This is a genomic window from Streptomyces sp. ADI95-16, assembly GCF_003721495.1.
Lineage (GTDB): Bacteria > Actinomycetota > Actinomycetes > Streptomycetales > Streptomycetaceae > Streptomyces > Streptomyces goshikiensis.
The window spans coordinates 5,423,009-5,444,892 of the sequence record NZ_CP033581.1; the positions used below are offsets into that span (position 1 = coordinate 5,423,009).

The following is a 21,884-nucleotide window of genomic DNA, read 5'->3' on the forward strand; positions in this document are numbered from 1 at the left end:
GGGGGCCGGGCGCCGGGGGCCGGGGGGGCTACGGGCGGCCCGTGACGACGGCGGCGACGGTGGTGCCCGGGGGGAAGGCGCCGGAGCGGGTGAGTTCCGTCAGGGCCCAGAGCAGTTTCGCCACGTAGATCCGCTCGACCGGGAGGCCGTGCCGGGCCCCGAAGTCGGCGGCGAACGCCTCCAGCTCCGCCGGGACGCGGGCGTAGCCGCCGTGGTGGAAGCCTTCCGCGAGGCTCCAGTCGCCCGCAGGAGCGCCGAACGCGGCCAGCTGGAGGGAACGTATCTCCGCCCCCAGGAAGCCGCCCGCCAGGACCGGCACGCCGAGCGCGCGCCCGCCCGGGCCGAGGCCCGCCGCCAGGCCGGCGAGGGTGCCGCCGGTGCCGCAGGCCACCGCGACCACGTCCGCCGCGCCCCGCAGCTCCCGCCCCAGCTCCGCGCAGCCCCGCAGGGCCAGCGCGTTGCTGCCGCCCTCCGGCACCACGTACGCCCCGGCCGCGCCCGCCCCGGCGAGCAGCCGGGTCAGTACCTCCGGCTCGGCCTTGCGGCGGTACTCCGCCCGGGAGACGAACCGCAGCCGCATGCCGTCCGCCGCGCACCGCGCGAGGGACTCGTTCAGCGGCCGCCCGGCCAGCTCGTCCCCGCGGACCACGCCGATCGTCGGGAGGCCCAGCAGCCGCCCGGCCGCCGCCGTGGCCCGCAGGTGGTTCGAGTACGCCCCGCCGAACGTCACCAGCGCCGGGAAGCCGCCCTCCACCGCCGCCCGCAGGTTCGGCGCGAGCTTGCGCCACTTGTTCCCGGGCAGCTCCGGATGGACGAGGTCGTCCCGCTTCAGCAGCAGCCGTACCCCGCGCGCGGCGAACCGCTCGTCGGTGACTTCGACGAGCGGGGACGGCGGCCGGGGCTGCAAGGGGTTCACCCGCCCATTGTCGGCGGAGCCCGGCCCGGCCGCCGCGCTACTTCAGGCGCTCCGCGACGCGAACGCGCATCGCGTCCATCGTGAAGCCCCTGGGGTCGATCTTGCCGGGCTGCCATTCGCGGTGGCCGATCACCGAGCGCGCGGTCCAGCCGTGCACGCGGCACAGCGCGGCCGCCGCGCGGGCGATCGCGTCGAGCTGGACCGTCGGCCAGGGGTCTTCGCCGTTGCCGAGGTTCTCGCACTCGAAGCCGTAGAAGTGCCGGTTGCCGTCGGTGTCGGCGCGGTGGTCCACGGGGAGGCGCTTCTCCGCGATCACCGCCGCCAGGACGTCGGAGTCGCCCGCGCCCGCGTGGTTGGCGCGGCCGTAGCCGACCAGGTGGACGCGGCCGTCCTTGGTGATCACGCCGTGGCAGAGCGGGCCGGGCAGGTCCTCGTCGCCCTCGCGGCAGAGCCGGACGGTGTACCCGGTGCCGTGCGTGACGGTGTGGTGGACCATCACCCCGTGCACGGGGCCCCAGGGGCCCTTGTGGTTGCGGTTGTGAGTGCGCCAGGCGCCGACCTCCGCGACGGTCAGGCCTTCGTGCCGCAGTGCGCTGATGAACCGGTCCGCGGACATGGGTGCGGCCATGACCGCCTCCTTTGCGGTGCGTGGTGGTGACCTTTCGTGGTCACTCCGTTACGTACCGGTGTAGTGGAGGCGATCCTTCCGCCGCTAGTGAAGTCGTACGCCGTGCGAGCCGATCCGGACACCCGTACCGGCCGTACCTGCCGTACCGGCCGCCCCGGCCGGCTCGCCCGCCGCGGGGGTCACCCGGCTGCCAGCCACAGGTCCGGGCCGAACACCTCGTAGTGGATGTCCGCGCCGTGGACCCCCTTGGCCAGCAGCTGCGCACGCGCGGCCCGCATGAACGGGAGCGGCCCGCACAGGTACGCGGTGGTGCCGGGCGCGACCGGGACGTCCGTCAGGTCGAGGCGGCCGTGGGAGTCGCCCGGCTCGGCGTCCGCCTCGTACCAGAACCGGGCCGAGGCGTCCGGCAGCTTGTGCGTCAGGCTCCGGTGGTCGCCGCGCAGCGCGTGGTCGGCGGGGGAGCGGTCGGCGTGCAGGACGGTCACGGGCGCGGCGTGCCCGGTGTCGGCCAGGTGCTCCAGCATCGACAGCATCGGGGTGCAGCCGATCCCGGCGGAGGCGAGCAGCACCGGCGCGCCGGAGTCCCGCAGGACCAGGTCGCCGTACGGGGCCGAGACGCGCAGGGTGTCGCCGGTCCGGACGCGGGTGTGGAGGTGGTGGGAGACCTCGCCGTCGGGGCCCGCCGCGGCCGGGCCGTGGACCCGCTTGACGGTGATCGCGCGCACCGTGGAGCCGGGCGAGCGGGAGAGGCTGTACTGGCGGATCTGCCGGGCGCCGTCGGGGAGTTCGACCTGTACGGAGACGTACTGGCCGGGCGCGAAGGCGGGGGCGGGGGCGCCGTCGGCCGGGGTGAGGTGGAAGGTCGCGCAGTCGGCCGTCTCCTCGGTCCGGGCGGCGATCCGCCAGTCGCGCCAGACGTCGCCCGCGAGCACCCGCCGCTCCGCGTAGAGGCGGTCCTCGATGGCGACGAGGGCGCCCGCCATCAGCCAGTAGACCTGGTCCCAGGCCTCGGCGACCTCGGGGGTGACGGCCTCCCCGAGGATCTCCGCGATGGCCTCGAAGAGGTGGCGGTGGACGACCTCGTACTGCTCGCGGGTGATGCCGAGCGAGGCGTGCTTGTGGGCTATCCGGTTCAGCATCACGTCGGGGCGGGTGCCGGGGTGGGCCACGAGGTGGGTCGCGAAGGCGGCGATGGAGCCGGCCAGGGCCTGCTTCTGGGTTCCGGAGTTCTGGTTGCCTCGGTTGAACAGGTCGCGCAGCAGGGCCGGGTGGGCCGCGAACAGCTTCGCGTAGAAGAGCTCCGCGATGTCGCCGATGGCCGCGCCGACGGCGGGCAGGGTGGCTCGTACGGTCTCGGTCGACTTCTCCGACAGCATGCGGAACTCCTCGGTCGCGTTAATTGGAATCTGAAATGCGTATTTTTGGGTGCGCAGGAGGTGCGTGAGGGGATGGGGGCACCTGTTCGAGCCCTGGGGTCCGGGCAGCGGGAACCGGCCACCCGGCCCGGGGTCAGTGGCCTTCGGTCCGCCCCGGCGGGCCGCTCGAAATGCCCAGCAGCAGCGGCCCGGTCGGGGCCGCCACCAGGTCGTTCACCGTCAGCGGGTCCAGGGCGGCGAAGAACGCCTCCTGGGCCCCGCGCAGCGCGCCGCGCAGGACGCACGCGCCGCGCAGCGGGCAGGGCACGGCGCCGTCGCAGTCCACGACGTCGCCGGCGCCCTCCAGTTCGCGGACCACCCCGCCCACCGAGGCGGCCCGCCCGGCGGCGGTGAGCGCGAGCCCTCCGCCGCGGCCGCGCCGCGCCTCGATCAGGCCGAGGTGCCGCAGTCTGGCCACCACCTTGGCGCTGTGCGTGTACGGGACCTCCATGGTCGCCGCCACGTCGCGCGTGGTGGGGAGGTCCGCGTCCGCGACGGCCAGGCGCATCAGGACGCGGAGCGCCAGATCGGTGAATCGCGTCAGCCGCATGGCGTCACCGTACGGAAAGTTGCATCTGTCTTGCAAGTTAAAGGCGGTGGCTGGAGTGGGATGGCTGAAACCGGTGGGGCTCAGGGGACCGGGGGTGCGGGAGCTGACCCCAAAGAGTGCCCAGACCCACACGGAGTAGTCCCACCCTTTTGTGTAATGGTCCCACCACGCCGTGTGCTGAAGGCTGGCCCCGCAGACCCATGGAGTGATCGAAAGGGAAATACATGTCGGTCCAGGCAGGTTCCGAAACCGAGGCCCAGTCTCCGCCGCAGCGCAGTCTCGCGACCTCGGCCGCACGGAACTTGGCAACCACGACGAAGTCCGCGCCGCAGATGCAGGAGATCACCTCGCGGTGGCTCCTGAAGATGCTGCCGTGGGTGTCGGTACAGGGCGGCACCTACCGGGTCAACCGGCGGCTGAGCTACTCGGTCGGCGACGGACGCGTGGAGTTCATCAAGACCGGGACCCAGGTCCAGGTGATCCCGGCCGAGCTCGGCGAGCTCCCGCTGCTGCGCTCCTACGAGGACCTCGACGTCCTCACCGAGCTCGCCGCGCGGTGCCAGCAGCTCGACTTCGCGGCCGGCCAGGAGCTGACCTCCTTCGGCAGCCCCTCCGACAAGGTGTTCCTGCTCGCCCACGGCCGCGTCGACCAGGTCGGCCCCGGCCCCTACGGCGAGGACGCGGTCCTGCGGACCGTCGCCGACGGCGCCTACTTCGGCGAGGACTCCCTCGTGGACGAGGAGGCGATCTGGGAGTACACCGCCCGCGCCGCCACCTCCGGCACCGCCCTCGTACTGTCCCGCCAGGACTTCCAGCTCCTCGCCGACCGCGTCGACACCCTGCGCGCGCACGTCGAGTCCGTACGGTCGCTGCCCGCCCAGCGGACCAACAAGTACGGCGAGGCCGCGATCGACCTCTCCGCCGGCCACCAGGGCGAGGCCGTCCTGCCCGGCACCTTCGTGGACTACGAGGCCAAGCCGCGCGAGTACGAACTCTCCATCGCACAAACGGTCCTGCGGGTGCACACGCGCGTCGCCGACCTGTACAACCAGCCGATGAACCAGACCGAGCAGCAGTTGCGGCTCACGGTCGAGGCGCTGCGGGAGCGCCAGGAGCACGAGATGCTCAACAACACCGACTTCGGCCTGCTCCACAACGCCGACTACGACCAGCGCATCCAGCCGCACGACGGTGTGCCCAGCCCCGACGACATGGACCAGCTGCTCAGCATGCGGCGCGGTTCCAAGATGTTCCTCGCCCACCCCAAGGCCATCGCCGCCTTCGGCCGCGAGTGCAACCGGCGCGGCCTGTACCCCGAGTCGATCGACGTCGGCGGCCACCGGGTGCCGTCCTGGCGCGGCGTGCCGATCTTCCCGAGCAGCAAGATCCCGATCACCGACGCGCGCACGACGTCCATCCTCTGCATGCGCACCGGTGAGGACGAGTCCGGAGTCGTCGGCCTCCACCAGCCCGGGATCCCGGACGAGATCGAGCCGAGCATGTCGGTCCGCTTCATGGGGATCAGTGAGCAGGCGATCATCTCCTACCTGGTCACCGCCTACTTCTCCGCCGCGGTCCTCGTGCCGGACGCGCTCGGCGTCCTGGAGAACGTCGAGATCGGCCGCTGGCGCTGAGCCGGCCGGCCGGGACGCGGGAGCGGACGCAAAGGACACACGGGACACGCCATGGCGACCACTGAGACCATCACGACCGGCGAGGGCCACGAAGCCGCGGCCCTGCTGGAGCGGACGAGAGACGCCGTCAATCCGGAACTGCGCCGGACGGTCGAGAGCCTGCCCGGTTCGATGCGGCGCGTCGCGATGTACCACTTCGGCTGGGAGCACGCGGACGGCACCCCGGCGGCGGGCAACGCGGGCAAGGCCATCCGGCCCGCCCTCGTCCTCGCCGGGGCCCAGGCCCTGCGGGGGGCGGCGGACACCGGCGCCCGGGACGGGGACGGCGTACGGGCCGCCGTACGGGCGGCGGTGGCCGTGGAGCTGGCGCACAACTTCACGCTGCTGCACGACGACGTCATCGACAAGGACGTCCGGCGCCGCGGCCGGGCCACGGCCTGGACCGTCTTCGGGACGCCGGACGCGATCATCACGGGCGACGCCATGCTCGCGCTCGCGCTGCGGCTGCTGGTCCAGGACGGGCATCCGGCCTCGGCCGCCGCCTCGGCCCGGCTGGCGACCTGCATCATCGAGCTGTGCGCCGGCCAGCAGGCGGACTGCGCCTTCGAACAGCGCCCGGACGTCTCGCTCGACGAGTGCCTGACGATGGCCATGGCCAAGACCGGGGCCCTGCTGGGCTGCGCCTGCGCGCTCGGTGCGCTGTACGCGGGCGCCGGGCCCGACGAGGTCGACGCGATGGACGCCTTCGGGCGGGAGGCCGGGCTGGCCTTCCAGCTGATCGACGACCTGATCGGCATCTGGGGGGATCCGGGGCACACCGGCAAGCCCGCCGGGGCCGATCTGATCGCCCGCAAGAAGTCCCTCCCGGTCGTGGCCGCCCTCACCTCGGGCACCACGGCGGGCAAGGAGCTGGCCGCGCTGTACGCCGGCCCCATGACCGGGGACGACGTGCACGCGGCGGCCGCGGCGGTCGAGCGGGCCGGCGGCCGCGACTGGGCGCAGGCCCATGCCGCGGACCGGATGGGCCGGGCGGTGCAGCAGCTGTCCCGGGCCGTTCCCGACCTCGCGGCGGCGGGCGGGCTGCTGGCGCTGGCGGAGTTCGTCACGCGCCGCACCAAGTGACCTCGTAGGACGCGTCCGGCGGCGGCGCGCAAGCCCTGTTCCGGCACCATGAGGTGCCGGAACAGGGCTTTCCGCGCATTCGGGGTCAACTCTAGGATCGCTCAAGGCTGTTGAGGCGTGAGCGAAGGGTGTGACCCATGGTGCTGGAGATACGTCAGGCGGACCAGTCCGACCGGGACGCGGTGGCGCGGCTGCTGGACGTGGCCTTCCGTGACGACCCGGTGAGCGGCTGGGTCTTCCCGGATCCGGAGCACCGGGCGGCGGTGCACGGGAAGTTCCTCGGCGTCTTCGTGGACGTGGCGCTGGAGGAGGGCCGGATCGACTGCGCGGTGGACGGCTCGGCGGCGGCGCTGTGGCTGCGGGTCCCGGCCGGTGATCCCGGGGGCGAGGCCGCCGAGGACGAGGTGCCGGCGCGGATGCGGGCGGTGGCCGATCCCGACAACGAGCGGTGCGAGCTGGTGAGGCGGCTCACGGGCGCGGTGCACCCGACCGCCGAGGAGCACGAGTACCTGCTGATGATCGCGGTCGCGCCCGGCCGGCAGGGGGAGGGGCTCGGCACGGAACTGATGCGGCCGGTGCTGGAGCGCTGCGACCGCGAGGGCGTGCCGGCGTACCTGGAGGCGAGCAGCGAGCGCAGCAAGGTGCTGTACGAGCGGCTCGGCTGGGAGGTCACGGGGGAGCCGGTGCGGCTGCCGGACGGGCCGCTGATGTGGCCGATGTGGCGCAAGCCGCGGGGCTGAGGCCGGGCCGCCGAAGGACAAGGGGCTTGTTGAAGTACTTCAGATGCAGTACTTTGACTGACGTGCCCCGGTCGAGGGGTGCGGTCGAGCGAAAGAGATCTACTTGCGCAAGCTCACGTATTACGTCGGCACGTCCGTCGACGGGTTCATCGCGGACCCGGAGGGGGACGGCGACTTCCTCACCCGCTGGACCGACGCGGAGTGCATCGCCCACATGGTGGCGGAGTTCCCGGAGACCCTGCCCACGCACGTCCGGGCCCTCCTGGGCGTCGACGCGGGCGCCGCGAAGCGCTTCGACACGGTCCTGATGGGGCGCGGCACCTATGACCCGGCGCTCAAGGCGGGGATCACCAGCCCCTACGCCCACCTGGAGCAGTACGTGCTGTCCCGGACGCTGACCGAGTCGCCCGACCCGGCCGTGAAGATCTTCAGCGGGGACGCCGTCGAGCTGGTGCGCGAGCTGAAGGCGCGGCCCGGCCTCGGGATCTACCTGTGCGGCGGAGCCGACCTGGCCGGCCGGCTGGCCGACGAGATCGACGAGTTCATCGTCAAGACGTACCCGGTGTTCGCGGGCTCCGGCATCCCGATGTCGCGCGCCGGCTTCGCGCCGCGGGGGCTGGAGCTGACCGGGGTCGAGACCTTCGGCGGCGGCCAGCTCGTCACCACCTACGCCCGCGCGCTCTGACCCCCCGCGCGGACGGAAACCGGCCTACCGTGGAGGTATGACCGGTCAGCAGCGCGACGACGAGCAGGCACGCATCAGGGTCGCACCGCAGGCCGGACACGCGCAGCGCGTGTGCCCGGCCTGTGGCGGCTCCGTCGACACCGTCGTCAGACGGCGCAAGTCCCTGGGGATCTTCGTACCGGAGTGGGTGGCGGGTTCCTGCCGGAACCCGGACTGTCCGGCGTCCGTCTCCCCGGCGGGCGGCTAGCCCTTCAGCCCTTCGACCCCAGGCCGGAGGCGACCAGGCCATTGGCCCACAGCTGGTTGACGCGGGACCGCTCGGCGGCGTTCGGGTTGGTGTTCTGGCACGAGGTGCCCGGGCCGCCGCCCGACATCAGCTCGGAGCACGGCCCGGAGTAGTGGTCCGGCAGACCCAGCACGTGGCCCGTCTCGTGCGCGGTCACCCGGGTGGAGTTGTACTGCTGGTTCTGCTGGTAGTCGAGGAAGATGTAACCCCGGCCGTGGCCGTCGGTGCTCGCGTAGGAACCGCGCGAGTCATTGCCCTCGTAGTACGAGAAGTTCCCGCCGGAGGACACTTCCTGGAGCTTGACGTTGGCCACCGAGCTGTTCCAGATCTGCGTGGAACGGGCTATCTGGCTACGGAAGCTCGGTGCGTTGCGGGTGTTGTACGTGACGGTCACGGCCCGGATGCCGGGGTTCGCGGCACGCTGCTCGGCCACCGAGCGCCGGACCGCGTCGAAGAACGCGGCGTTGGCGGACTCGTTCTCCTGCGAGCGCTCGTACGCGGCGTAGCTGGCGGCGTTGCCGACGGGCGCCGGGGCAGCGCTGGCGGTGGGGGCGACGCCGACGACGGCCGTGGCCAGGCCGAGGCCGAGGGTGGCGGCCAGTACGGCCGTTCGGGAGGTACGGGAGTGGCGCATGTGGGGGGCTCCTACTCATCCGGTGCGGGGGGTGGGTGGTTCGGTACCGGATTCTGCGGGAGCGGAAGGGGGCGGGGGATGATGTCAGCCACCGATAGCTCCGGGTTATCGGAGGGTTTCGGCAAGCCAACTTCCGTGAGAATGGCGGGATTCGGTGGGTCGTCAGTGGCTGGTGCGGTCCACTGGACCCGGCCTACCCTCTGGACATGGAGCTTGAGGTCAGGCACCTGCGCGCCCTGTGCGCCATCGCCGACGCCGGCAGCCTGCACAAGGCGGCGCGGCAACTCGGCGTGAGCCAGCCCTCGTTGACGACCCAGCTGCGCCGGATCGAACGGGCCCTGGAGGGCGAGCTGTTCCTGCGCGAGCGGACGGGCTGCCGGCCCACCCCGTTCGGGCGCACGGTACTCGGCCGGGCCCGTCCGCTGCTCGCCGAGATGGCCGCGCTGGTGGCCGAGGCGCGGGCGGTGGCCCGGGGGCCGAGGCTGCGGCTGGGCTCCACGGCCAGCCGCGCCCTGCCGGGATGGCTGCGCCGGCTGCACCGCAGGCTTCCGGACACCGAGACCACGCTGGTGGTGGACGTCTCGGCCAACGCGCTGCTGCGGATGGTGGATTCGGGTCAGCTGGACGTGGCGTTCGTGCACGAGGTCGAGGGCAGTCCGCTGCGGGTGCCCGCCGGGCTGGAGATGCGGGTCCTGATGGAACGGGAGCCGCAGTTCGTGTCGATGTCCCGGGACCATCCGGCGGCGGCGCGGCCGGTGGTGGACCTACGGGACCTGGCCGGCGACCGGTGGACGGTCGACCCGTCGGTCGACGGCGAGTGGGACGGCCTGCGGCGGGTCTTCGCGGGCGCCGGGCTCGATCCGCCCGTCCTGCACGCCGACTACCACACCGCGACCTCGCTGATCATCTCCGGCGAGGCGGTCGCGCCGTGCCAGCCGACGTCCGGGCCGCGGGACGACATGGCGATCCGGCCGCTGTCGGGGGACCCGCTGGCGGTGCGGCTGCTGCTGGCGACCCGGCCGGGGGCGCACGCGGAGGTCTTCGAGGACCTCCGCTCGGCCTATCGCGAGGCCGCGCTGCGGACCCCGCCGTACCGGGCGTGGCTCCACCACCACGAAAGCCCCCTCCTGGCCGCCTAACCCCTCCGGGGCCTCACCCGACCCCACCGCCCGGGCCCGCCCCCTGTCCGGGTGCCCCCGGCTGCGCCGCCTGCCCGGGCCCGCCCCCGGCTGCGCCGCCTGTCCGGGTGACCCCGGCCGCACCGCTTGGGCGCGCCTGCCCCTGGTCGCGCCGCTTGGCCGCGCCTGCCCGCCGCCCGCACGCCCGCCTGCGCCGCCTGTCCGGGCGCCCCCGGCCGCACGGCCTGGCCGCGCCCGCCCCGGCTGCACCGCCAGTACGCCCGGCTGCACCGCCAGTACGCCCGCCTGGGCCGCCTGCGCGCCCGCCCCGGCTGCGCCGCTTGGCCGCGCCTGCCCTGGTTGCTCGGTGCCCCGTCTTGGGCTGCGCCCCGCGCCATTTCAGCCTCGCCGGCGTTTGAGGCGCGGGGTCTGGGGCGGAGCCCCAGCAGACGGCCCGCGGGGCCGAAGCGTGTCCTGACGTGCGGCGCCGTCGCCGGGGGCCAGCCCCCGGACCCCCGCGCCTCAAACGCCGGCGGGGCTGGAGTGGTGCCGGTGGGGCTGGAGTGGTGCTGGCGGGGCTGGAGTGGTGCTGGCGGGGCTGGAGTGGTGCTGGCGGGGCTGGAGTCGCGCCGGCGGGGCTGGAGTCGCGCCGGCGGGGCCCAGGGGGCGGCCCGCGGGGCTGGGGCCGGGAGGCGAGTGGCTTGACTTCGGGCGGGCGCGATATATCGTGTCTTTCGAGAGACGCGATATGTTGCGAGCGTCGAGACCCAGTCCGCGTACGTCCGAGGAGGATCCGCAATGGCAGAGCAGACGTCGACGCGGTCGGTCGCCGAACCGCAGAAGCTCACCTTCGACGAGCCCGTCGCCGAGCTCCACGTACGCCTGGTCGGCGGGACCGTCAACGTGGTCGCCTCCGACGAGGGCCCCGCCCGGCTGGAGGTCGCCGCGGTGGACGGGCCGCCGCTGCAGGTCGTGCAGGACGGCGGCGTCCTCACCGTCTCCTACGAGGACCTCCCCTGGAACGGCACCCGGGGCTTCAAGGAGTGGCTCGCGGCCAAGCCCTGGAAGGCCTGGTCCGCCGGCTCCGGCGACGGCAGCGGCCGCAAGGCCTGGGAGCGCAGCGCCACCGTCACCCTCACCGTCCCCGCGGCCACCCGCGTCCACGTGACCACCGTCAGCGCCGCCGCGTTCGTCTCCGGCATCCGAGGCGGCACCGACGTCAACGGCGTCTCCGGCGACGCCACGCTCGTCGGCCTCTCCGGCAGGGTCAAGGCGCACACCGTGTCCGGCGGCGTCGAGGCCCAGTCCGTCACCGGCGAGCTCGGTTTCCATTCCGTCTCCGGCGGCCTGACCGTGGTCGACGGCGCCGGCGGCAGCGTACGGGCCGACTCCGTCAGCGGTGACATGCTCATCGACCTGGCCCTCGACCCGGCCGCGCCGAGCCCGGTGGACATCTTCCTCAACTCCGTCTCCGGCCAGGTCGCGATCCGTCTGCCGCACCCGGCCGACGCCCGCGTCGAGGCCAACACCGCCACCGGCGGGGTCTCCAACGCCTTCGAGGACCTCCGGGTCTCCGGCCAGCTGGGCGCCAAGCGGATCACCGGCACCCTGGGCGCGGGGACCGGCACCCTGAGGGCCACCACCGTCTCCGGGGCCATCGCCCTGCTGCGCCGGCCGGCCGCCGACGCCGCGACCCCCCCGACCCCCTCCACCCCCCTCACGCTCGACAAGAAGGTGCTCTGACATGCCGCCCGTCTTCGCCCACGGACGCCTCCGCCTCTACCTCCTGGGGCTCCTGGACGAGGCCCCGCGCCACGGGTACGAGGTGATCCGCCTGCTGGAGGAGCGCTTCCAGGGCCTGTACGCGCCCTCCGCGGGCACCGTGTACCCCCGGCTCGCCAAGCTGGAGGCCGAGGGCCTGGTCACGTACGCCACCGAGGGCGGGCGCAAGGTGTACTCCATCACCGAGGCGGGCCGCGCCGAACTGGCCGACCGCCGCGGCGAGCTCGCCGACCTGGAGCTGGAGATCCGCGAGTCGGTCTCCGAACTGGCCGCCGAGATCCGTGCGGACGTCAGGGGCGCGGCCGGCGATCTGCGGCGCGAGATGCGGGCCGCGGCCTCCGCGACCGCGACCCCCGTCGAGGACGCGTCCTGGACGGCGGCCAAGGAGGAGCTGCGCAAGGCGAAGCACGAGTGGAAGGAGCAGGCGCGGCGGGCGAAGGACGAGAGCCGCCGGGCCCGCGAGGAGGCCCAGCAGGCCCGCCGCCAGGCCAAGGAGGCGCAGGAGCGGGCCCGTGAGGAGGTCCAGCGCATCGCGGCCCAGTTCCAGGAGCAGTTCGCGAAGTCGGGCGGCATGCTGGGCAGCCTGGCCGGCGCCTGGCTCGGCGGCGGATCCGCGGGCGCGGGCTCCGGCAGCAGTGCCGCCGGTGCCGCCAACGCCACGAGCACCGCCGCCTCGGCCGCCGCCGGCTCCGACTGGGCCGAGGACCTGGCCCCGACGGCCGACCCGGCCCGGGACCTGGACCGGCTGCTCGACCGGTTCCGCGACGACGTCCGCGACGCCGCCCGCGACCACGGGGTCTCCCCGGCCCAGCTGGCCGAGGCCCGCGCCCATCTGGCCGCGGCCGCCGCCCGCGTCACCGGCACGCTCAGGGCTTAAGGGCCCGTCAGGCCCGACTCGGCCGCCTCGTAGGTGACCCCGTGGTCCGCGAGGACCTCGGAGACCGTGCCCGGGCGGGACAGCAGGGCCAGGAGCAGGTGCGGGGCGGCGATGTGGCGGTCGCCGCGGCCCAGGGCGATCCGGAGGGACCGTTCCAGCACCCGCTTCGAGCCCGGGGCGAAGGGGACGTGGCGGCCGGCCGGCTCCGGGCGGCCGAGGGCCGAGCGGAGCGAGGTCCCGAGGGTCCGCCGGCGGGGGGCCGCGGCCGCCAGGGCGCCCTCGCCGTGGGTCTCCTCCACCCGGGACAGGATCCGGGTCAGGTCGATCCCGAGGCCGGCCAGCGCCTCCTCGTCGGCCCTGGACATCCCGCCCCGGCGGCGGGCCCGGGCGAGGCCGGCGGCGACCGCCGCGCGGTCCACGCCCAGCGGGTCCAGCGTTCCCTGGGCGAGCAGCGCCAGCAGCAGGTGTTCCTCGGTGACGGTGGCCGCCCCGGCCCGCCGGGCCTCGGCCACGGCTCCCGTCACGGCGTCCCGGGCCGCGGTCGTGAAGCGCTCGAACATCAAACCCTCCCGTGCTTCTTGTGCACGGCCTGCCGGCTCACGCCCAGCTCGGCCGCGATCTCCTGCCAGGACCACCCCTGCGCGCGGGCACTGCGCACCTGTACCGCCTCCAGCTGCTCCAGCAGCCTGCGGAGGGCGGCCACGGCACGCAGGCCCACGCGCGGGTCGCGGTCACCGGCCCGTTCGGCGAGATCAGTGGCTTCCGTCATGCCTGTCAATGTAGGTTGACGAACGGGAGGTCGTCAACCCCAGTTGACACAGGAGGGTGTCCGGCCGGTCCGGTCAGACCGTCAGGACCACCTTGCCGAACAGGTCGCCCGACGCGAGCTTCTCGAAGCCCTCCCGCGCCCGGCCCAGCGGCAGCACCTCGTCGATCACCGGCCGCACGCCCGTCGCCGCGCAGAAGGACAGCAGGTCCTCCAGTTCGTCCTTCGAGCCCATGGTCGAGCCGACCACCTTCAGCTCCAGGAAGAAGATCCGGGTCAGCTCGGCGTGCGCCGGCCGGTCCCCGCTGGTGGCGCCGGAGATGACCAGCGTCCCGCCCGGCCGCAGCGACTTCACCGAGTGCGACCAGGTGGCCGCGCCGACCGTCTCGATCACCGCGTCCACCCGCCGGGGGAGCCGCGCGCCCGGCTCGTACGCCTCCAGCGCGCCCAGCTCCACGGCCCGCTCGCGCTTGGCCTCGTCCCGGCTGGTGGCGAAGACCCGCAGGCCCGCCGCCTTGCCGAGGACGATCGCGGCCGTCGCGACCCCGCCGCCCGCGCCCTGGACCAGTACGGAGTCACCGGGGCGGACGCCCGCGTTGGTGAACAGCATCCGGTACGCCGTCAGCCATGCCGTCGGCAGGCAGGCGGCCTCCTCGAACGACAGCTCGGCGGGCTTGGGCAGGACGTTCCAGGCCGGGACGGTCACCTGCTCGGCGAAGGTCCCCTGGTAGCGCTCGGTCAGGATCGAGCGCGGTTCGTCGGGGCCGACCCCGTGGCCGCTCTGGCCGATCACGGAGTGCAGGACGACCTCGTTGCCGTCCTGGTCGATCCCGGCGGCGTCGCAGCCCAGGATCATCGGGAGTTTGTCCTCGCCGAGGCCCACCCCGCGCAGCGACCACAGATCGTGGTGGTTGAGCGAGGCGGCCTTGACGTTCACGGTCACCCAGCCGGGGCGGGCCTCGGGGGCCGGGCGCTCGCCCAGCTCAAGGCCGCTCAGCGGCTGGTCACGGTCGATTCGGGCGGCGTAGGCAGCGAACATGCCGCCAGACGCTACCGCCCGGTAGGGGCTGCCACCAGGCCCGGCTTCCCCGGCGGGTTCGGATCAATGGGATCCGCGGGAACCGGGCGGGTGCGGGGCTGCGTCCAGATGGGTGGGCGGGGGGCCGGAGCGGAATAGTGAGACGCCCTGTCAACTGCGGCTCCCGCATGGGTTCTTGCGCCATCGGAAGATGGAACCGGAACGTCATGAACCAGCCCCGGGGCGGGGTAATATTCAAGCCGCGCGGTACTGCTGATCATGAGCCTGTCATTCCGGCTCGACCGCCCCACGACGAACGACCCCTCCCGGTTCGGGGGCCAGGAGGGTGCGTTCCGCCGCGTCCCCCGGACACCCGTACGGGTGTCCCGGGTGCCGCGTCACGCGAAAGGGCCCGGCCGGAGTGATCCGGCCGGGCCCCTTCACGTGGAACCGGGTGAGGCTCAGGCCAGGCGGGCCACGCCGTCGGCCTTCGCCGCGGCGGCGACCGCGGCCGAGACGGCCGTGGCGACGCGCTCGTCGAACGGCGAGGGGATCACGTAGTCGGCGGCGAGCTCGTCACCCACGACGTCGGCGATGGCGTCGGCGGCGGCGATCTTCATGCCCTCGGTGATCCGGGTCGCGCGGACCTTCAGGGCGCCCGCGAAGATGCCCGGGAACGCCAGCACGTTGTTGATCTGGTTCGGGAAGTCCGAGCGGCCCGTGGCCACGACCGCCGCGTACTTGTGCGCGACCTCCGGGTGGACCTCCGGGTTCGGGTTGGCCATGGCGAAGACGAACGCGTCCTTCGCCATCGAGGCCACCGCCTCCTCGGGCACCGTGCCGCCGGAGACGCCGATGAACACGTCGGCGCCCGCGAGGGCGGACTCCAGCGAGCCGGTGAGGCCGGTCCTGTTCGTCAGGCCCGCGATCTCCGCCTTGACGTCCGTCAGGTCGGAGCGGTCCGCGGAGACGACGCCCTTGCGGTCGGTGACGCAGACGTCGCCGATGCCCGCGTCCACCAGGATCTTGGCGATGGCGATGCCCGCCGCGCCCGCGCCCGAGATCACGGCGCGCAGGTCGCCGAGGGTGCGGCCGGTCAGCTTCGCCGCGTTGCGCATGGCGGCCAGCGTCACGATGGCCGTGCCGTGCTGGTCGTCGTGGAAGATCGGGATGTCCAGGGCTTCCTGGAGCCGGCGCTCGATCTCGAAGCAGCGCGGGGCGGAGATGTCCTCCAGGTTCACGCCGCCGAACGAGGGAGCGAGACGGATGACCGTCTCGATGATCTCCTCGGTGTCCTTGGTCGCGAGCGCGATCGGAACCGCGTCGACCCCACCGAACTGCTTGAACAGGATGGCCTTGCCCTCCATCACGGGGAGGGAGGCCTCGGGCCCGATGTCACCGAGTCCGAGCACGGCCGTACCGTCGGTGACGACGGCCACGACGTTGGACTTCCAGGTGTACTCGTGGACGAGCTCCGGGTTCTCCGCGATGGCGGTGCAGACCTTGGCCACACCCGGCGTGTACGCGAGGGACAGGTCGTCCTTGTCGTTGACGGGCACGGTGGCCTGCACGGCCATCTTGCCGCCCCGGTGCAGCGCGAACACCGCATCGGGGTTGTTGTCCGTCCCGCTGTCGCTGCGAGGATTGACGATCTCCGCTGCCACTTTCTTGGCCCCTTAAGTTTTTGAATCGTTGAGGGTGACCACTCCTGGTTAAGGGGTGGGCGGGCACCGCGTCCGTACTCCGCGCCGACGGTTTGCCCGTCTGCGCGGAGGGGAGGTTCGTACGCGCGGGCGCGCCGCACGCGCGCCCTGAGCCCCTGGTGAGGGGTGTAAGGATCCGTTTTACCGGAAGAACGCTCGCCCAGACGAGTCGATTCCTGCTCGACCCTAAGCCTGCTGTCCCGGTTTTGGCGAAAGGTCCAAACCTTACTGTCCAACAGTCGAGACGCACAGTAAATGCTGCGGTGAAAGGCGCTGGTCACAGCGCATAGTCCGGTCGGAAGAGCCAGCGCCCGCAGGGCTGATGGGTCGCCGGGGATGTCCGTTATCCGATTTTGACCTGACGAGCTGCCTGAATGCGTCAGTCCGAATGGCAAGATGCCGTAACCACACAAGGTCGCGACACTCGATGGTGCGTGCCACGACCGTTTTCGGATGCTTTCCACCTGTCGGAGGAACCAGCCCATGACCGCAAGCACCACCCGTCGTACGACCGCCGCCCGGTCCCGCATCGCCGCGGTCGGCGCGATCGCGGTCGCCGGCGCCCTCGTCCTCACCGGCTGTGGTGACCAGACCGAGAGCGGCGGCTCGTCCACTCCCTCCTCCTCGGCCAAGAAGGACAACGCGGCCCCCCTCTTCTCGGCCCTGCCGAAGAAGATCCAGGACGCCGGTGTCATCAAGGTCGGCACGGACTCGGCGTACGCGCCGATGGAGTTCGTCGAGGGCGGCAAGATCGTCGGTGTCGACCCCGACATCGCCGAGGCGCTCGGCAAGCAGCTCGGCGTGAAGCTGGAGTTCACCGCGGGCACCTTCGACGGTCTGATCACCTCGATCTACACGGGCCGCCAGGACGCGATCATGTCGTCGATCACCGACAACAAGCAGCGCCAGGAGGGCCTGGACGACAAGGGCCAGAAGATCGGCAAGGGGATCGACTTCGTCGACTACTTCTCCTCCGGCCTCTCGCTCCTCGTCAAGAAGGGCAACCCCGAGGGCATCAAGACCCTGGACGACCTCTGCGGCAAGACCGTGGCCGTCCAGCGCGGCACGACCTACGAGGACGAGTTCAAGAAGCAGGCCGAGAAGTGCGGTGACAAGAAGCTCACCATCCAGGCCTTCGACACCGACGCCGAGGCGCAGACCCGCGTCAAGGCCGGCGGCGCCGTCGCCGACCTGAACGACTACCCGGTCGCCGCGTACACCGTGAAGACCTCCGGCGGCGGCAACGACTTCGAGATCGCCGGCCAGCAGACCGGCGTCGGCCTCTTCGGCATCGGCGTGAGCAAGGAGAACACCCAGCTCCGCGACGCCCTCAAGCAGGCCCTCGACGCCGCCATCAAGGACGGCTCCTACGGCAAGGCTCTTGAGAAGTGGAACGTGCAGGACAGTGCCGTCAAGTCCGCGACGGTCAACGCCGGTCAGTAAGTCCCGCGCTCCACGCTCCACTGAAGGGCAGTCATTGTGACTGACAAGATCGAAAAGGGTCCGGCCGACACCCCGCCGGCCGGACCCGGCGCCTCGGGCACCCCGTACGAGGCCATCAAGGCAATCCCGGTGCGGCACTACGGCCGCTGGGTCAGCGGCGTGATCGTGGTCGCGCTGCTCGGCTGGCTCGTCTACGCCTTCTCCCAGGGCAACGTCATCTGGGCGACGGTCAAGGACAAGCTGTTCGACCCGGCGGTCCTCAGCGGCCTCGGGAACACCGTGATCATCAGCGTTTCGTCCATGGCGCTGGGACTCGTGCTCGGCATCGTGTTCGCGGTGATGCGCCTGTCCAAGAACCCGGTGACGGGCGCCGTCTCCTGGCTCTACATCTGGTTCTTCCGCGGTACCCCGGTGTACGTCCAGCTGCTGGTGTGGTTCAACCTGTCGCTGATCTTCCAGTACATCAACCTCGGTCCGATCTACAAGAACGAGACCGTCGACATCATGACGCCGTTCATGGTCGCGCTGCTGGGCCTCGGCCTGAACGAGGGCGCGTACATGGCGGAGATCGTCCGGGCCGGCATCCAGTCGGTCGACGAGGGCCAGACCGAGGCCGCCCACGCGCTCGGCATGCCGCAGACGAAGACCATGCGCCGGATCGTGCTCCCGCAGGCGATGCGCGTGATCATCCCGCCGACCGGCAACGAGTTCATCAACATGCTGAAGACCTCGTCACTGGTCTCGGCGGTGCAGTACACGGAGCTCCTGCGGGCTTCGTCGAACATCGGCAACACGGCCGGTGCCATCATGGAGATGCTGTTCGTGGCCTCCTTCTGGTACCTGGCTCTGACCAGTGTGTTCAGCGTCGGCCAGTACTACCTGGAGCGCCGCTTCGCCCGTGGTTCCATGCGGAACCTGCCGCCGACGCCGTTCCAGCGCCTGCGTGCCAACCTGAACATGTTCCGCCGTACGGAGGTCGCGCGATGACCGCTCAGCCGATGGTCAAGGCCGAGGGCGTCCACAAGTCGTACGGCGCCGCCCACATCCTGCGCGGCATCGACCTCGAAGTCGCCCCGCGCGAGGTCTTCTGCCTGGTCGGCCCGTCCGGCTCCGGCAAGTCGACCTTCCTGCGCTGCATCAACCACCTGGAGCGCATCAACGCCGGGCGCCTCTCGGTGGACGGCCAGCTGGTCGGGTACAAGCAGAAGGGCGACAAGCTCTACGAGCTGAAGGACAGCGAGGTCGCGGCCCAGCGCCGCGAGATCGGCATGGTCTTCCAGCGCTTCAACCTGTTCCCGCACATGACGGCCATCGAGAACGTCATGGAAGCCCCGGTCATGGTCAAGGGCGAGAGCAAGGCCGTGGCGCGCGAGCGCGCGGTCAAGCTGCTCGACCGCGTGGGCCTCGGCGACAAGGGCGGCAACTACCCGACGCAGCTCTCCGGCGGCCAGCAGCAGCGCGTGGCGATCGCCCGCGCGCTGGCGATGGAGCCGAAGCTGATGCTCTTCGACGAGCCCACCTCGGCGCTCGACCCGGAGCTCGTCGGTGACGTCCTCGACGTCATGCGGGACCTGGCCGAATCGGGCATGACCATGATCGTGGTCACGCACGAGATGGGCTTCGCCCGCGAGGTCGGGGACAACCTCGTCTTCATGGACGGCGGCGTGGTCGTCGAGTCCGGGCACCCGCGCGAGGTCCTGGGCAACCCGCAGCACGACCGGACGAAGGCGTTCCTGTCCAAGGTGCTGTAGGCGCGTCACGTGGTTGAGGGGCGGTACGGGATTCCCGTACCGCCCCTCACGCGTCGCCCGCTACTTGACCCCGAGCACCAGGGCGTCCGAAGGCGAGCGCCAGACCGTACGGGCCTCCGAGAAGCCCGCCTCGCGCAGCGTCCGGGCGTGCCAGGCGGCGTCCGGGGTGTCGCCGTCGGCGTGCTCCCCGTAGATCTCGAAGCGGCGCTTGGTCGGCTCGGCCAGCACCGGGTCGGCGGCCGCCTCCGCCCACCAGTCGGCCCAGTCGAGGGCGCCGGCCGCCCGGGCCCGGTCCATGCCGGCGTGCCGGTGGGCCCGCTCGGCGGCGTTGATCAGCGGGGTCGTCGGGTCGGGCATGTGGTCGGCGTTCATGAAGACGCCGCCCGGGCGGACCAGCGGGGCCAGCTGCCCGTAGAGCACCGCCAGCCGGGGGCTGTGCAGCCAGTGCAGGGCGGTGGCCGTCAGCACCGCGTCGTACGTGTCGTACGGGAGCGCCGAGGGCCAGTCCGGGTCCTTCAGGTCGGCGGTGACGAAGCCGACCCGCTCGTCCCCCGCGAAGTGGCCCCGGGCGATGGTCAGCAGCGCGGGGTCCAGGTCGACGCCCGTGCTGGTGGCGTCCGGGAAGCGCTTGAAGACGCGGTCCGTGATACTTCCCGTACCGCACGCGAGGTCCAGCACCCGGGGGGCGGGGCCCACCAGGGCCTCGACCATGTCCAGCATCACCCGGAACCGCTCCTCGCGGTCGGGCATGTACCACTCCTGCTGCCGGTCCCAGCTCGACTGCCAGGCCTGCCAGTCGGTCACGGTGTCCACCATCCCGAACCCCTCCACACGTAATACCCTCGAAGACGTCTCAGCCGTTACCCGAGACCCTAATCCGCAGCCGTAAGGACTACAAGTGGAACTGGCCCATTACTCGGACCATGCCGTGCGTCTGGTCAACACCGAGGAGCCGGCCCGCAACAAGGACGCGCTCACCTCCGTGGACGCCGTCCGTGCCCTCTTCGGCCCCGGAGTGCAGGCCGCCCGCCGGGTCACCGACGCCGACGTGACCCGCTTCCGCAACGTGCGCGGCCGGCTGCGCGCCGTGTTCGAGGCCGCCGACGGCGGCGACCACGTCCTCGCCGTCGACCTGCTGAACTCGCTGCTCATGGAGTTCCCCGTCAGCCCCCAGGTCTCGGGCCACGAGACCCTCGGCGAGGACGGCGCGCCCAACTGGCACATCCACCTCGCCGACCACCCCTCGAACGCCTCCGCCGGGTACGCCGCCATCGCGTCCTTCGGGCTGGCCTTCCACCTCACCGAGCACGGCCCCGACCGCCTCGGGCTGTGCCAGGCCGCGCCCTGCCGCAACGCCTACCTCGACACCTCCACCAACCGCTCCCGGCGCTACTGCTCCGACCGCTGCGCCACCCGCGCCAACGTCGCCGCCTACCGCGCCCGCAAGCGGCTGGAAGCCGAGACGTCCGCCCACAGCGGGCGCAGCGCCGAGGCCGCCCAGGACAGCCGCGCCCTCAGCGAACGCTGATCCGCCGGGAGCGGCCGCAGCCGCAGCACGGCCGTCGCCAGCACCAGCTCCTCGGGCACCGTCCCGTAGTCGGTGCTGTCGCCGGTCTCGTTGTACGGGTTGTCCCCGAGCACCCACCAGCCGCCCGGGCGCCGCTCCACCGCCCGCTTCACCACCAGCAGGTCCTGCTGGAACGGATGCCGCAGCACCACCACGTCACCCGGCCGGACCACCTTGCCGTGGCGCACCACCAGCCGGTCCCCGTGCAGCAGCGTGGGCACCATCGACGGGCCCGTCACCTCGAACACCTCGAAGCGCGTCCGCGAGCGCCTGTTCTCCACCATCGCCTGGCCTCCCCGGCCTCCTCGTCCCTCCCCGCATGCTGCCGCACGCGCCCGTACATTCGCTCACCCCGCCTCCCGGCACCCTGGACTTTTGTCCTAAGCCCACGGGGGCGGCCGAGAATTCCGGTATCCGAGCGAGTAATCTCCCCCTTGAGAAGACGATCACGAGGAGGAATTACCCCATGCTTTCCCGCCTCTTCGCCCCCAAGGCGAAGGTCTCCGCCCACTGTGACCTGCCGTGCGGCGTGTACGACCCTGCCCAGGCCCGCATCGAGGCCGAGTCCGTCAAGGCCGTCCAGGAGAAGTACCAGGCCAACGAGGACGCCGACTTCCGCGCGCGCGCCATCACCATCAAGGAGCAGCGGGCCGAGCTCGCCAAGCACCACGTCTCGGTGCTGTGGAGCGACTACTTCAAGCCCCCGCACTTCGAGAAGTACCCGCAGCTGCACACGCTGGTCAACGACACCCTGAAGGCCCTCTCGGCCGCGAAGGCGTCGAACGACCCGGCGACGGGCCAGAAGGCCCTTGAGCTCATCGCCGAGATCGACCGGATCTTCTGGGAGACCAAGGCCGCCTGATCCGGCAGCCCCGGCTCACCGCCGGCCGCACAGCCGAAGGGGCCCGACCGCTGACCGGTCGGGCCCCTTCGCGTGCCCCTGACGTCCGCCCGGGGTACGCCGTGGCTACTCGTCGTCGGCCTCGTCGTCGTCCAGGCGGGCCAGCCAGGTGGCCAGCCGCTCCACCGGGACCTCGAAGTCCGGGTTCAGGTCGACGAAGGTGCGCAGCTGCTCGGCGAGCCACTCGAAGGTGACCTCCTCCTCGCCGCGCCGCTTCTCCAGCTCCTCGATGCCGCGATCGGTGAAGTACAAGTCGGGCTCCGTGCCGTGATGAGGGTGAAGGGGTGTTTCCCGCCAGGATAATCCGCTTACTGGGAGAGATCTCCCGCCCTCCCCGTTCCCGGCGCT

Annotated in this window: 25 protein-coding genes; 13 read left to right on the forward strand and 12 right to left on the reverse strand. The window is 72.2% G+C overall.

Features of this window, described 5'->3' with window-relative positions; genetic code table 11:
• Positions 1-28: 28 nt before the first annotated feature.
• From EES41_RS24375 to EES41_RS24390, 4 genes are all read right to left on the reverse strand, one after another.
• A complete protein-coding gene (locus EES41_RS24375) occupies positions 29-916 on the reverse strand; it encodes a 1-aminocyclopropane-1-carboxylate deaminase/D-cysteine desulfhydrase (RefSeq protein ID WP_123080316.1) in 888 nt (295 codons plus the stop codon).
• Positions 917-953: 37 nt separating this feature from the next.
• Positions 954-1,544, reverse strand: coding sequence for an N-acetylmuramoyl-L-alanine amidase (locus EES41_RS24380; protein ID WP_174261729.1), 591 nt, complete (start codon positions 1,542-1,544; stop codon positions 954-956).
• Between the two features lie 179 nt (positions 1,545-1,723).
• Complete coding sequence (locus EES41_RS24385; RefSeq protein WP_123080317.1) at positions 1,724-2,920, reverse strand: globin domain-containing protein; 1,197 nt, start codon at positions 2,918-2,920, stop codon at positions 1,724-1,726.
• A gap of 133 nt (positions 2,921-3,053) precedes the next feature.
• On the reverse strand, positions 3,054-3,509 hold the full coding sequence (locus tag EES41_RS24390) for an Rrf2 family transcriptional regulator (RefSeq protein ID WP_123080318.1): 456 nt from the start codon (positions 3,507-3,509) through the stop codon (positions 3,054-3,056).
• Positions 3,510-3,733: 224 nt separating this feature from the next.
• Here EES41_RS24390 and EES41_RS24395 point away from each other — a divergent pair, with 224 nt between their 5' ends.
• The 5 genes from EES41_RS24395 (at position 3,734) to EES41_RS24415 (ending at position 7,937) form a co-directional block, all read left to right on the forward strand.
• The gene (locus EES41_RS24395) at positions 3,734-5,143 is read left to right on the forward strand and encodes a family 2B encapsulin nanocompartment shell protein (protein ID WP_123080319.1); all 1,410 of its coding nucleotides are present in this window, start codon (positions 3,734-3,736) and stop codon (positions 5,141-5,143) included.
• 51 nt (positions 5,144-5,194) lie between these two features.
• Positions 5,195-6,265: a family 2 encapsulin nanocompartment cargo protein polyprenyl transferase gene (locus EES41_RS24400; protein WP_123080320.1), complete on the forward strand. Its 1,071-nt coding sequence runs from the start codon at positions 5,195-5,197 to the stop codon at positions 6,263-6,265.
• 137 nt (positions 6,266-6,402) lie between these two features.
• On the forward strand, positions 6,403-7,005 hold the full coding sequence (locus tag EES41_RS24405) for a GNAT family N-acetyltransferase (RefSeq protein ID WP_123080321.1): 603 nt from the start codon (positions 6,403-6,405) through the stop codon (positions 7,003-7,005).
• 103 nt (positions 7,006-7,108) lie between these two features.
• Entirely contained in the window at positions 7,109-7,690 is a 582-nt protein-coding gene (locus EES41_RS24410; RefSeq protein ID WP_123080322.1) for a dihydrofolate reductase family protein, read from the forward strand.
• Positions 7,691-7,727: 37 nt separating this feature from the next.
• Positions 7,728-7,937 carry a hypothetical protein gene (locus EES41_RS24415; RefSeq protein ID WP_123080323.1) on the forward strand — a complete coding sequence of 70 codons (210 nt, stop codon included), beginning with the start codon at positions 7,728-7,730 and terminating at the stop codon, positions 7,935-7,937.
• 4 nt (positions 7,938-7,941) lie between these two features.
• Here EES41_RS24415 and snpA read toward each other — a convergent pair whose 3' ends face one another.
• Complete coding sequence (gene snpA, locus EES41_RS24420; protein WP_123080324.1) at positions 7,942-8,610, reverse strand: snapalysin; 669 nt, start codon at positions 8,608-8,610, stop codon at positions 7,942-7,944.
• 206 nt (positions 8,611-8,816) lie between these two features.
• Between snpA and EES41_RS24425 the strand changes: the two genes are divergently transcribed.
• The 3 genes from EES41_RS24425 to EES41_RS24435 all read left to right on the forward strand — a co-directional run bounded on the left by EES41_RS24425 (position 8,817) and on the right by EES41_RS24435 (position 12,387).
• Complete coding sequence (locus EES41_RS24425) at positions 8,817-9,749, forward strand: LysR family transcriptional regulator (RefSeq protein ID WP_123080325.1); 933 nt, start codon at positions 8,817-8,819, stop codon at positions 9,747-9,749.
• Positions 9,750-10,526: 777 nt separating this feature from the next.
• Positions 10,527-11,471 (forward strand): DUF4097 family beta strand repeat-containing protein, encoded by a 945-nt coding sequence (locus EES41_RS24430; RefSeq protein ID WP_123080326.1) that lies wholly within the window; start codon positions 10,527-10,529, stop codon positions 11,469-11,471.
• Between the two features lies 1 nt (position 11,472).
• Entirely contained in the window at positions 11,473-12,387 is a 915-nt protein-coding gene (locus tag EES41_RS24435) for a PadR family transcriptional regulator (protein WP_123080327.1), read from the forward strand.
• Here EES41_RS24435 and EES41_RS24440 read toward each other — a convergent pair.
• The 4 genes from EES41_RS24440 to EES41_RS24455 all read right to left on the reverse strand — a co-directional run bounded on the left by EES41_RS24440 (position 12,384) and on the right by EES41_RS24455 (position 15,835).
• Positions 12,384-12,947 carry a Clp protease N-terminal domain-containing protein gene (locus EES41_RS24440; RefSeq protein ID WP_123080328.1) on the reverse strand — a complete coding sequence of 188 codons (564 nt, stop codon included), beginning with the start codon at positions 12,945-12,947 and terminating at the stop codon, positions 12,384-12,386. The genes EES41_RS24435 and EES41_RS24440 overlap by 4 nt on opposite strands.
• On the reverse strand, positions 12,947-13,156 hold the full coding sequence (locus EES41_RS24445; RefSeq protein ID WP_008741547.1) for a helix-turn-helix domain-containing protein: 210 nt from the start codon (positions 13,154-13,156) through the stop codon (positions 12,947-12,949). The genes EES41_RS24440 and EES41_RS24445 overlap by 1 nt, the downstream gene beginning before the upstream one ends.
• Positions 13,157-13,229: 73 nt before the next feature.
• Complete coding sequence (locus tag EES41_RS24450; RefSeq protein WP_123080329.1) at positions 13,230-14,192, reverse strand: zinc-binding dehydrogenase; 963 nt, start codon at positions 14,190-14,192, stop codon at positions 13,230-13,232.
• 440 nt (positions 14,193-14,632) lie between these two features.
• Complete coding sequence (locus EES41_RS24455; protein WP_123080330.1) at positions 14,633-15,835, reverse strand: NADP-dependent malic enzyme; 1,203 nt, start codon at positions 15,833-15,835, stop codon at positions 14,633-14,635.
• A gap of 522 nt (positions 15,836-16,357) precedes the next feature.
• Here EES41_RS24455 and EES41_RS24460 point away from each other — a divergent pair.
• The 3 genes from EES41_RS24460 to EES41_RS24470 are packed head-to-tail and all read left to right on the forward strand — an operon-like array spanning position 16,358 to position 19,068.
• Positions 16,358-17,317, forward strand: a complete 960-nt coding sequence (locus tag EES41_RS24460; RefSeq protein WP_100583707.1) for an ABC transporter substrate-binding protein — start codon at positions 16,358-16,360, stop codon at positions 17,315-17,317.
• A gap of 36 nt (positions 17,318-17,353) precedes the next feature.
• Positions 17,354-18,304 carry an amino acid ABC transporter permease gene (locus EES41_RS24465; protein WP_123080331.1) on the forward strand — a complete coding sequence of 317 codons (951 nt, stop codon included), beginning with the start codon at positions 17,354-17,356 and terminating at the stop codon, positions 18,302-18,304.
• Complete coding sequence (locus EES41_RS24470; protein WP_123080332.1) at positions 18,301-19,068, forward strand: amino acid ABC transporter ATP-binding protein; 768 nt, start codon at positions 18,301-18,303, stop codon at positions 19,066-19,068. The genes EES41_RS24465 and EES41_RS24470 overlap by 4 nt, the downstream gene beginning before the upstream one ends.
• 60 nt (positions 19,069-19,128) lie before the next feature.
• Here the strand turns inward: EES41_RS24470 and EES41_RS24475 are convergent, their stop codons facing one another.
• Positions 19,129-19,884: a trans-aconitate 2-methyltransferase gene (locus tag EES41_RS24475; protein ID WP_123080333.1), complete on the reverse strand. Its 756-nt coding sequence runs from the start codon at positions 19,882-19,884 to the stop codon at positions 19,129-19,131.
• A gap of 82 nt (positions 19,885-19,966) precedes the next feature.
• On the opposite strand from EES41_RS24475, the gene EES41_RS24480 reads away from it, so the two are divergent.
• A complete protein-coding gene (locus tag EES41_RS24480; RefSeq protein ID WP_008741556.1) occupies positions 19,967-20,596 on the forward strand; it encodes a CGNR zinc finger domain-containing protein in 630 nt (209 codons plus the stop codon).
• Here the strand turns inward: EES41_RS24480 and sodX are convergent.
• On the reverse strand, positions 20,500-20,919 hold the full coding sequence (gene sodX, locus EES41_RS24485; protein WP_123080334.1) for a nickel-type superoxide dismutase maturation protease: 420 nt from the start codon (positions 20,917-20,919) through the stop codon (positions 20,500-20,502). The two genes, EES41_RS24480 and sodX, sit on opposite strands and share 97 nt — an antisense overlap.
• Positions 20,920-21,101: 182 nt before the next feature.
• On the opposite strand from sodX, the gene sodN reads away from it, so the two are divergent.
• Positions 21,102-21,497 (forward strand): superoxide dismutase, Ni, encoded by a 396-nt coding sequence (gene sodN, locus EES41_RS24490; protein ID WP_008741558.1) that lies wholly within the window; start codon positions 21,102-21,104, stop codon positions 21,495-21,497.
• Between the two features lie 105 nt (positions 21,498-21,602).
• On the opposite strand, the gene EES41_RS24495 is transcribed toward sodN, so the two are convergent.
• Positions 21,603-21,788, reverse strand: a complete 186-nt coding sequence (locus EES41_RS24495; protein ID WP_008741559.1) for a DUF6104 family protein — start codon at positions 21,786-21,788, stop codon at positions 21,603-21,605.
• Positions 21,789-21,884 lie beyond the last annotated feature (96 nt).